The organism is Brevundimonas sp., from assembly GCF_023259385.1.
Lineage (GTDB): Bacteria > Pseudomonadota > Alphaproteobacteria > Caulobacterales > Caulobacteraceae > Brevundimonas.
On the sequence record NZ_JAHFPF010000030.1, the window covers coordinates 10,609 to 20,201 of the forward strand.

General features: G+C 71.0%; 11 protein-coding genes and 1 pseudogene. 3 read left to right on the forward strand and 9 right to left on the reverse strand.

Annotation, left to right across the window (positions count from 1 at the left end):
• Positions 1-136: 136 nt before the first annotated feature.
• Complete coding sequence (locus Q0C81_RS03850; RefSeq protein WP_291833789.1) at positions 137-757, reverse strand: helix-turn-helix transcriptional regulator; 621 nt, start codon at positions 755-757, stop codon at positions 137-139.
• 368 nt (positions 758-1,125) lie between these two features.
• Here Q0C81_RS03850 and Q0C81_RS03855 point away from each other — a divergent pair, with 368 nt between their 5' ends.
• From Q0C81_RS03855 to Q0C81_RS03865, 3 genes are all read left to right on the forward strand, one after another.
• The gene (locus Q0C81_RS03855; RefSeq protein WP_291833791.1) at positions 1,126-1,785 is read left to right on the forward strand and encodes a DUF305 domain-containing protein; all 660 of its coding nucleotides are present in this window, start codon (positions 1,126-1,128) and stop codon (positions 1,783-1,785) included.
• Between the two features lie 40 nt (positions 1,786-1,825).
• The gene (locus tag Q0C81_RS03860; protein ID WP_291833794.1) at positions 1,826-3,676 is read left to right on the forward strand and encodes a hypothetical protein; all 1,851 of its coding nucleotides are present in this window, start codon (positions 1,826-1,828) and stop codon (positions 3,674-3,676) included.
• A gap of 102 nt (positions 3,677-3,778) precedes the next feature.
• Positions 3,779-4,882 carry a DUF2855 family protein gene (locus Q0C81_RS03865; RefSeq protein ID WP_291833798.1) on the forward strand — a complete coding sequence of 368 codons (1,104 nt, stop codon included), beginning with the start codon at positions 3,779-3,781 and terminating at the stop codon, positions 4,880-4,882.
• Positions 4,883-4,891: 9 nt separating this feature from the next.
• On the opposite strand, the gene gspM is transcribed toward Q0C81_RS03865, so the two are convergent.
• The 8 genes and pseudogenes from gspM to Q0C81_RS03905 all read right to left on the reverse strand — a co-directional run.
• Positions 4,892-5,389 (reverse strand): type II secretion system protein GspM, encoded by a 498-nt coding sequence (gene gspM / locus Q0C81_RS03870; RefSeq protein ID WP_291833801.1) that lies wholly within the window; start codon positions 5,387-5,389, stop codon positions 4,892-4,894.
• Complete coding sequence (gspL, locus tag Q0C81_RS03875; protein ID WP_291833804.1) at positions 5,386-6,489, reverse strand: type II secretion system protein GspL; 1,104 nt, start codon at positions 6,487-6,489, stop codon at positions 5,386-5,388. The genes gspM and gspL overlap by 4 nt, the downstream gene beginning before the upstream one ends.
• Positions 6,486-7,469, reverse strand: a complete 984-nt coding sequence (gspK, locus tag Q0C81_RS03880) for a type II secretion system minor pseudopilin GspK (protein WP_291833807.1) — start codon at positions 7,467-7,469, stop codon at positions 6,486-6,488. Before gspK ends, gspL begins: the two co-directional genes overlap by 4 nt.
• Positions 7,466-8,053 (reverse strand): type II secretion system minor pseudopilin GspJ, encoded by a 588-nt coding sequence (gene gspJ / locus Q0C81_RS03885; RefSeq protein ID WP_291833810.1) that lies wholly within the window; start codon positions 8,051-8,053, stop codon positions 7,466-7,468. Before gspJ ends, gspK begins: the two co-directional genes overlap by 4 nt.
• The gene (gspI, locus tag Q0C81_RS03890; protein ID WP_291833813.1) at positions 8,050-8,406 is read right to left on the reverse strand and encodes a type II secretion system minor pseudopilin GspI; all 357 of its coding nucleotides are present in this window, start codon (positions 8,404-8,406) and stop codon (positions 8,050-8,052) included. The genes gspJ and gspI overlap by 4 nt, the downstream gene beginning before the upstream one ends.
• Positions 8,399-8,926: a GspH/FimT family pseudopilin gene (locus Q0C81_RS03895; RefSeq protein ID WP_367117969.1), complete on the reverse strand. Its 528-nt coding sequence runs from the start codon at positions 8,924-8,926 to the stop codon at positions 8,399-8,401. The genes gspI and Q0C81_RS03895 overlap by 8 nt, the downstream gene beginning before the upstream one ends.
• Positions 8,835-9,245: pseudogene (gene gspG / locus Q0C81_RS03900) on the reverse strand (type II secretion system major pseudopilin GspG); the annotation flags it as partial. The gene Q0C81_RS03895 and the pseudogene gspG, both read right to left, overlap by 92 nt.
• Before the next feature lie 98 nt (positions 9,246-9,343).
• The coding region (locus Q0C81_RS03905; RefSeq protein WP_291833822.1) for a type II secretion system F family protein at positions 9,344-9,593 on the reverse strand (250 nt) is incomplete at its 5' end.

Below are 9,593 nucleotides of genomic sequence, written 5' to 3' on the forward strand. Positions count from 1 at the left end.
CGGCGGAACACCTCTTTCCCGGCGCGGCCGAAGACCGCCTCCTGGGCGCCTTCAGGAACAACCTGCATGACGCTCAGCGGGCCGCCCTGACCGAATTCTTCTGACGGAAGACCCGGGACCCGCGCCCCACGATCCGTCAGCCGATGCGGAAGGGCGAGATCAGGGCGAAGAGGCGTTCGCGGCTGTTGATCGACAGCTTGCCGTACAGGCTGCGGATATGGGTCCGTACCGTCTCGACGGAGACCCCCAGCCCCTCGGCCGCCTCATCGGCCGCCGACCCCTCGAGGATGCGTTTGGCGACCTCGACCTCGGCGCGGGTGAGCCTGAAGGCCTCGCCGAAATTGGTCCAGACATAGCGCTGGGCCGGCTCGGTCGAGAACAGGTTGATCGCGATGGCCCGGGCGCCGTCCTCGGCGCGAAGGACATGGGCGCGCACGATCGTCGGCGCCCCGGACCCGGACTTGATGATCCAGGCCTCGCTGGTTTCGCCCAGCCTTTCGAAGAAGCCGCGCAGGGCCGCGGCCTGCACCTTGTCGGCGGCGGTCAGGACGCCGTCCCGGACGACAAAGGGCTCGCCGGCCGCGAAGACCGCCGCGGCGAGACTGTTCGCCCAGATCAGCTTCTGGTCGAGCGAGACGAGGGCCAGGGGCGCGGAATGGCTTTCCGCCCAGGCGGACAGATAGCGCTCCGGCGCGGTCTGTTCGTTGATCGTCTCCGGGTCGTCGGCGACCGGGGGGCAAACGCATTCGGCAATCATTGTCCCCTCGGGCTTGCGCCCCCTCCTCGCGATACGCCTCCATGGGCGCCGAGACGCGGCCGACCCTGGAGTTAATGGAGCGCTCAACCTGGAGCATCCCCAAAAATGACTGTTAGTTCGAATGGCCGGGACCGCGCCACGCCCACCCGTCCCAGAATGGCGCACCGGCGTCCCAGCGCCCGGACGAAAGGCCGCAGCGGCGGCCTCTTCCGCCCCTGACTGGAACCTGCCCCGTCACTCGATCCGGCGCCGGATCATCCGATGATGGATGCTTTGTCACGGAAGACCGGCCTTTGCCGCTTGCGTCGGTTCGATCCCGGACCCTAGTCTGGCCTTCGGTCGGAGGGGCGACCGGGGGAGACGTAGGCGTGTTGCTTGTTGCCGGACTGATCGCCGTCGCCCTGTCCTGCGCGCCGCAGACCGTGCCCATCTTCCAGCCCGGCGCGCCCGGCGCGCCGTCCCGGGTGATCACCGCCGGCGAGGCGCTGGAGCTGGCCCGCACGAGCTTCACCGAAGACGACGTCGGCTTCATGCAGCACATGATCGTCCACCACGCCCAGGCGGTGGAAATGGTCGGCCTGCTGGAGACGCGCGGCGCGAACCCGCGCGTGAAGCTGCTGGGCCGCCGCATCGCCCTGTCGCAGGAGGCCGAGATGGCCCTGATGCGCGACTGGCTGACCGAGCGGGGACAATCGACCGACATGCCGGACATGCACGCCGGACACGGCGGCATGGATCACTCCGCCCACATGGGTCACGCCATGCCCGCGTCCGAGACGCCGCTGATGACCGGCATGCTTTCGCCCGCACAGATGCAGCGGCTCGCGGCGGCGCAGGGCGCCGATTTCGACCGCCTGTTCCTGACCGGCATGATCCAGCACCACCAGGGCGCGCTGGACATGGTCGCCGAGCTGCTCGAGCACCCGAACGCCGCCCAGGACACGATGCTGTCGGACTTCACCACCTCGGTCGTCGCGGACCAGTCGACCGAAATCCTGCGCATGCAGTCCCTGCTCTCCGATCTCTGAACCTCGAAACCCAATCCCTTCCCTTTTGGAAAGACCGGCCATGAACGTTCGCAGCACCTTGCTTACCTCCGCCGCCGCCCTGGCCGTCCTGCTGGGCGCGACCGCCGTGTCGGCGCAGCAGGCCTCAGGCCCCGGCCAGACCCAGACCATCACCGCCGATGTCCGCAGCGCCCTGACGCCGGGCCTGAACGACGCCGGCCAGTCGGCGTCCGGAATGGTTCTGGAGCACACGATCGGCAAGCCGCCGGGGTTCGTCGATCCCGACATCGGCTTCTCGCCGCCGACCAGCCGGGCCGAGGGCGAGGCCCTGATGGCCCGGGCCCACGCCAATCCCAACTTCAGCGTGCTGGGCATGGCCAACACGGACCTGGCCGTGTCGAACGGCAAGCTGTTCGTCGGCAACTTCAACGGCTTCAACGCCTATGACATCTCCACCCCCGGCGCGGAGCCGCGGCTGGTGATGTCGGTGGTCTGCCCGGGCGGCCAGGGCGACGTCTCGGTGCACGGCAACCTGCTGTTCATGTCGGTCGAGGAAGGCCGCGGCCGCCTGGACTGCGGTCCCGCGACCACGACGGACGAAATCAGCCCCGAGCGTTTCCGCGGCGTGCGCATCTTCGACATCAGCGACCTGAACGCGCCGCGCCAGATCGCCGCCGTCCAGACCTGCCGCGGTTCGCACACCCATACGCTGGTGCCGCATCCGACCGACGCCAATGTGCTGTACGTCTATGGCCAAGGCACCTCGAGCGTTCGCAAGACCGGCGAACTGGCGATGTGCACCGACGGAGAGCCTGACGCGAACCCCGAAACGGCCCTGTTCTCGATCGACGTGATCAAGGTCGATCTGAGCCATCCGCAGGACGCCGCCGTGGTCAACCGGCCGCGCATCTTCGCCGACGGAACGACGGGCCGCGTGGCGGGCCTGTGGCGCGGCGGCCGGGCCGGCGTCGCCAGCCAGAACACCGCCCAGACCAACCAGTGCCACGACATCACCGTCTATCCGGAGATGGGCCTGGCGGGCGGCGCCTGCAGCGGCAACGGCATCCTGCTGGACATCGCCGATCCGGAGCACCCGACGCGGGTGTCGGACATCTTCGATCCGGACATGGCCTACTGGCACTCGGCGACCTTCAACAACGCCGGCGACAAGGTGGTCTTCACCGACGAGTGGGGCGGCGGGATCGGCGCGCGTTGCCGGGCCGAGGATCCGGCGACCTGGGGCGCCAACATGATCGCCACGATCGAGAACCGCACCCTGACCGGCAAGAGCTTCCACAAGCTGCCTTCGGCGCAGGGCGCGACCGAGAACTGCGTGGCCCACAACGGCAACATCATCCCGGTTCCGGGCCGCGACCTGATGGTGCAGGCCTGGTACCAGGGCGGCGTCTCGATCATGGACTTCACCGACCCGACCAAGCCCGTCGAGATCGCCCACTTCGACCGGGGTCCGATCAGCGCCGAGCGTCTGTACGTCGGCGGTTCGTGGTCGGCCTACTGGCTGAACGGCCGCATCTACTCCAGCGAGATCGCGCGCGGCCTGGACGTGCTGCGTCTGGTTCCGAGCGACACGCTGTCGGCGGCCGAGATCGCGGCGGCCGAGGCCATCACGGCCGCGGAGATCAATCCGCAGCTGCAGACCCGCATCACCTGGAGCGACACCCCCGACGTGGCCCAGTCCTATCTGGACCAGCTGACGCGCGGAAACGGGATCGAGGCCGACCTGGCCGGCCGCGCCGGCACGGCGATCACGGGCTGGCGCGGAGGATCCGTCGACAAGCGGGCCGCCGGCCGGTTGGTCGCGCCCCTGCGCGCCGCCGCCGAAAAGGCGACCGGGGCCGGCAAGGCGCGCCTGACCGCCCTGGCGGACCTGTTCGGGCGCGTGTCGGCCTGACGAACGGACGGGGCGGCGCGCCTGACGGGCCGCCCCGATCCTTCTCCTGCGTCAACCGGCGTTCCTGATAGGCTGGCGCAACAGCCAGACAGGAGAGACGCCGTGTCCGACGCAAACCAACGCCTGATGACCCGCAAGGCCGACGTCGGCGACACGCTGAAGGCGGCGATCCCGGATCACGGCCCGCTGGCCGAGGGCGAGGCGGTGCTGGCGCCGGACCGGTTCTCGCTGACCACCAACAACATCACCTACGCCGCCTATGGCGACGCCATCGGCTACTGGAAGGTCTTCCCGACAGGCCGCGACGACTACGGCATGATGCCGGTCTGGGGCTTCGCCGACGTGACGCAGTCGCGGGCCGAAGGGGTCGAGGTCGGGGCGCGGGTGTTCGGCTACTTCCCCATGGCCGATGCCCTGGTGGTGCAGGCCGAGAAGATCACCCGCGGCGGCTTCGCCGACGCCTCGCCGTGGCGCAAGGCGGTGCCGGACATCTACAACCGCTATGTCCTGTGCGCGGCGGACCGCCACTATGATCCCGCGCTGGAGAACAGCGAGGCCCTGTTCCGGCCCCTGTTCATCACCTCCTATACGGCGGTCGATTTCCTGCGCGACAATGGCTTCTTCGGCGCCAAACGGATCGTGGTGTCCAGCGCGTCGAGCAAGACGGCCTACGGCTCGGCCTGGTGTTTGAAAGACGACGATGTCGAGGTGATCGCCCTGACCGGCGCGCGCAACCGGGCCTTCGTCGAAGGGTTGGGCGCCTATGACGCCGTCCACGGCTACGATGATGTCGAGGCGCTGCCGACCGACGCGCCGACCCTGTATCTGGATCTGGCGGGCGACCCGGTGCTGCGGCGGCGGGTGCACGCCCACTTCGGCGAGCGCCTGACCTACGACTGCCTGGTCGGCTCGACCCAGAGCGACAACTTCACCGGCGCCGATCCGGAGCTGAGGGGGCCGAAGCCGGTCTTCTTCTTCGCCGCCACCTGTCTGGACCAGCACCGCGAGCGCGGCACGCTGCACGCCTTCTACGAGCGCTTCCTGGCCGACCAGAAGACCTTCTTCGAACGGGTCGTCGACCCGGCCTCGCCGTGGATCCGCATCGTCGAGCACCAGGGTCTGGACGCGGCGGCGGGCGTGGTGCGCGCCCTGGCGGACGGCGCGTCCGATCCGGCCGAAGGGGCCGTCGTCCGCATCGCGCGCTGACGCGCCGCTTCAGCCAGCGGGCGCGCAGCCCCCCTGCCCCAGCGCCCCGTCGATGTTCAGGGTGGCGTCGGCGTTCTCCATGACGCCGAGGCTGCAGACCTTGATCCCGTGGTCCGCCTCCAGCGCGGCCAGCCAGGCGAAGGTCTCTCGGCCCGGCGCCTGCGACATCTGGATGCCCAGACCGCCGCCCCGCGCCATGGTGGTGACCACCGTCAGGCCCGCGGTCTCGGCGGTGCGTCGCACCAGCGGCTCAAGGCCCTCGGTCGAGACGACGGCGGGCGCTGTCTCCGGGGCGACGATGCGAAGGCCGCTGCGGACCTCGGCTAGGGTCTGCTCGGCCTCGAAGCGGCGGTCGGCGGCGCCGGCCTGCCAGGCCTGCACCGGGCGCACGACCAGGAGCCAGACCAGCACGGCGGCGACGAGCACGGCCATGACCGTCAGCAGACGGCGTTCGCGCGCCGTGCGGCCGTCCCACCAGCCATGGGCGCGGGCGAGAAGAGCGGTCATCGGGCGGCTCCGATCGTGATGTCGCTGACCACGCGTCCGGCGTCGTCCTCGGTTCCGGTCTCGGTGACGGTCAGGCCCGAGGCGCGCATGGCGCTGTCGATCAGCTTCACATCGCCATAGTCGGGATGGGTGACGCTGGCCTTCATCCCGTCCTCGGGATCGACCACCAGCATGTCCAGCTCGGCGTCCGGCACGCCCTCGACGGCGGTGAACAGGGCGGCGGTGGCGGCCATGACGCCGCCGGGCGGCGGCGCGGCGCGGACCCGTCCACGCAGGGCGGCGACGGGGTCCGGCGTGCGGGCCAGTTCGGGATCGACGCGGGCGATCTCGGCGCGGGCCTGATCGTCGGCGCGGGCGGCGGCCATCTCGTCGCGGCCGGCTCCGGCGATCATCAGCACCAGGGGCGAGACGACGACCGCGGCGGCCAGGGCGGCGGCGCGGTTCCAGCCCCGGCGACTCTCGGCCTTCTCGCGGACACGGGCAGGCGTCAGGTCGATCGGCGGGTTGAGCGCGGCCTGCACCAGCGCCCGCTCGACCGAGGCGGGATCGTCGACGGGCTCCACCGACCGGCCATGCGCGACCAGATCGACCAGATCGGGCTGGACCGAGGCGGCGAAACGGCGGCCGCGGAGCGCGATCGAGGTTCCGAAGGCGACGGCGGTCAGGCTGTCGTCGGACGGCTCGGTCAGGGTCAGGACATCGGGGACCAGCACGTCGGCGCGCACGCCGAGCCCGGCCAGATAGTCGGTCCAGGCGTCCAGCAGGGACAGGCCGACCACGGCGGCCAACCGCGGCTCGCCCGCCGCCGGGACCGGTCCGAGGGCGACCGACAGCCGGTCCGGCGCGACGGCCAGATCGTCCTTCAGCGCCCACAGGGCCGCCGTCCGCTGCTGGGCCGCGCTGCCCGGCGGCAGGTCAAGCCAGCGGACCAGCACATCGGCGCCCGGCGCGACGGCGACGGTGCGCATCGGCTCGGGCCGCTCGACCGCGTCCATGGCCAGCTGCCCGCGCTCAAGAACATAGCCGCCCGCCCCGATGATCAGGTAGGGCGCGGGATCGCCCGCCAGCGCGGGGATCAGGATCAGGCGTGTGGGCTTCATTCTTCGGGGGTCCAGCGCTGGATGACGGTGCGGACGGCGCCGTCGGGACGGGCCTCCAGCAGGGCGGTGCGGACGGCGCGGACGCCGGCGTAGTCGACGTCCACCCGCAGGCGGAAGAAGCGGGTCAGGACTGTGGCCTGGGCCCGGGTCTCGTCGTCGGGCGTGAAGCCCTGCAGTTCGGACTGGCTCCAGAAGGCCTCGCTGCTGCCCCAGCCGTCGCGGGGGCGGCGGGCGATCACGGCGCGGGCGCGTTCGGGCCCGACCACGCCGGCGGTCAGCATGGTGATCAGGGGCGCCTGGGCGGGCGTCAGGGTGTTGACGTTGAGCGGCGAGAGCTGGCTGGTCGGCAGGGCGCAGACATAGGGGCGCAGGCGGCGGTAGGCGTCGGCGTCCACCCCCTTCACGGCGCGCAGCTCGCTGACCTCGGCCAGCATGACCCCGGCGGTGCGGTAGGGACTGGCGAGGCCCGCATAGGCCCCGTCCTCGGCGCCCAGCGGCAGGGCCTGATTGTCGGCGTCCAGCCAGTCGGTCAAGGCGTCGGCGATGGCGCGCATGCGGCTGTCGGGCACGCCCACGGCCCGGCCCAGCGCCCGGAACTGCGTCGCGCCCAGCGGCCGGGCGACCAGATCCTCGCCCACGCCCAGCACCACGCTGTTCAGGTTGAAGCAGGCCTGTCCGTCGGTGACCGTGGCGCTGATGGCGCCGTTGTCGACCGGGAAGTCGAGGCGGCGGCCGTTCCACTCGGGCTGCAGCGGCGTGCGGGACGGATTGATCTGGATCAGCCGCTTGATGCGGTTGCGCGCCAGCAGCTCGGCGCCCGAGGCCAGCCACTGCGCCTGCCCGCCGATCTCGGCGTTGGTGGCGCGGCGCACCGAGAAGCGCACGTCGTCCAGAAGGGCCACGGCCACAACCGACATCACCGCCACCAGCAGCAGGACGGTCAGCAGGGCCATGCCCTCGCGGTCGGCGCGGCGCCTCATCGGCCGCCCCCGACCAGGAACAGCTGCTCGACCGGCCCATAGCCGTCCAGCGTCATGGTGATGCGCACCGCATCGGGCAGCGGCCGGTCGAGGGTCGAGGTGAAGGCGGGCGCCGCCTCCCCGTCCCGGAGGAAGGCCACGGTCACGTCGCGCACGCCCCGGTACAGCACCTGGGGCGGTCCGGGCCGGGCGCCGTCCAGCTGGCCCGCGACGCGGCGTTCGAGACGGTTGTCGACCAGGCGGTATTCGACCCGCTGCAACGAAGGCCGCGCCTGTTCGCCGGGATTGCTCCAGCCTGAGCGCGTCAGGGTCAGGACGGGATCGGCCGGGCTCATGGGCCCGGTCATGGCCTGGGGCGCCGGGCGACCGCTGGGGCCGCGCGCACGGCGGGCGGTGGCCTGACCCAGGTCGGCGCGCAGGAGGCTGCGCATGCGTTGCAGGTCGCCGACACGGTCGCTCTGGGCCTTCACGGCGAAGCGGTTGTCGATGGTGACACCCAGCACCGCCGCCCCCGCCGCCGCCAGCATGGCGAAGATCAGCAGCGAGACCAGCACCTCGACCAGGGTGAAGCCGGACCGGTTCACGGCGCCCGCCTGCGGAACAGGGTGCGGTCGGCGGCCTGGCCTTCCTCGTCGCGAACGTGGACATCGATGCGCAGCAGGTCGGGGTCGGCGGTCGCGGTCACGGCCCGGCTCCACGCCCAGCGGCGACCGCCCAGGTCGGACTGGCCGGAGCTCTCCCCTTCGCCGAGCACCGGCGAAACGGCGGCCTCGACGGCGACATTCTCGGCCACCATGCCGCCGAGGGTCCGCACCTCGACCCGCTGGGCCGAGCGGGTGCTCTCGCCCGACAGATTGAGCAGGGCCATGGCGGCCAGGCTGAACACCGCCAGCGCCACCAGCATCTCGATCAGGGTGAAGCCGCCGCGCTCAGCCATCGATGCGCACCTCGCCCGCCCCGTCCACGGCGATGCGGCGGCTGCGCCCGTCGCGGGCCAGCGTCAGGGTCGCCGGATCGGCCACGCCGGAGGGATCGAACACCACCCGCACGGGGGTGTCGGACGGCGACACGGTCGAGCCTTCGGTCCAGGTCTCCGGTCCGAACGGGCCGTCGGCCAGCGGCGTCCACTCCGCGCCGTCGAAGGTCGAGAAGGCGTAGCCGCGCGCCGTCGCCTCGACGGCCACGGGGCGGTTGCCGAGGATGGCCTCCTCCCGCGCGCGCACCAGCCGGGCGGCGAAACGCTCGGCCTCCGCCGCAACGGCGGGCTTGGGATTGGGCACAGACAGAACGACAGCCCCGGCGGCCAAGCCGATGATGGCGACGACCATCAAGAGCTCGACGAGCGTGAAGCCGGAACGGCTGCGCCTAGACTCTCCAGTTGCCGAGGTCGGCGTCATTGCCCTCGCCCCCTTCGCGACCGTCGGCGCCGAACGACCAGACATCGAACTGGCCGCCATGCTGGCTGGGACGACGGAACTGGTAGTCATTGCCCCACGGATCCTTGGGCAGGCGACGGACGTAGCCGCCCTCGCGGTAGCGTTCCGGATTGGTCAGGCCGGCGGGGGCGGTCGCCAGGGCCTGCAGCGAATCCGGGAAGGCCAGGTTGTCGAGACGGTAGGTCTCGATGGCTTGCTCCAGCGTCGCGATGTCGGCCCTGGCCTTGCCGACCATGGCCTTGTCCTGGCTGGGCAGGACGTTGATCGCGACCACGGTCGCCAGCAGGCCGATGATCACGATGACCACCATCAGCTCCACGAGCGTAAAGCCGGCTCTCCTTTTGGCGCTAACGCGTCGCGCGCGGCGCGACGCTGCTTGAGCGCGAAGGCGGTGTTGAGCGGTTTTCTTTTCAGATTCAGTCATCTCACAACTCATCTTCAACCCATCGCGAGGGTGTTGATCTGCAGGATCGGCAGAAGGATCGACAGGACGATCAGGGCCACGACCCCGCCCATGACCACGATGATGGCCGGCTCGAGCAGGCTCAGCATCACGGCGGTGAAGGTCGAGAACTCGCGCTCCAGATAGTCGGCGGCGCGCTCCATCATCGGCTCCAGACGGCCGCTGCTTTCGCCCGAGGCGGTCATGTAGACGAGGATCGGCGGGAAGACGTCGGCGCGGCGCATG